The 419-nt window shown below is 58.7% G+C and carries 1 protein-coding gene; it reads right to left on the reverse strand.

Going from position 1 to position 419, the window contains the following annotated elements; genetic code table 11:
• Nucleotides 1–53 precede the first annotated feature (53 nt).
• The coding region (locus AUL36_RS23030; RefSeq protein WP_082656039.1) for a DDE-type integrase/transposase/recombinase at nucleotides 54–419 on the reverse strand (366 nt) is incomplete at its 5' end.

Genomic DNA, 419 nt, shown 5'->3' on the forward strand with positions numbered 1-419 from the left:
GGGTCTGTTGCAAATAGTGGAATGGGACGCAATGATCCCGTTCTGTTCTTTTCTCAGGCGATGAAGACCTGAAACAGCCTTCCGATGTAGCGGGCCTCCGATCCGCCAGCCAAGCTGTCGACCATCGAACGGAACTGCCCCTTGCGGAACATCCGCATTACCTCGAACCCTCGGATCGCGTTGTGCGCCGTCTTGCGCGATTTGAAGCCTCGTACCGGGCGGATCCTCTGCTTCAGCTTCCCGTGGTCGGACTCCAGCCTGTTATTGAGGAATTTCACCTGCCGATGCTGGCAGGTCGGAGGAAGGCGACCTTCCTTGCGCAGCGAGGCGATCGCCTCGTTGTAGGCCCGGTTTTTGTCGGTTGAGATCACCGAAGGCCGGTGATGCGGCGAGCGGTTCAAAGCCTTGCTCAGGAACTG

The organism is Aureimonas sp. D3, assembly GCF_001463805.1.
Lineage (GTDB): Bacteria > Pseudomonadota > Alphaproteobacteria > Rhizobiales > Rhizobiaceae > Aureimonas > Aureimonas ureilytica_A.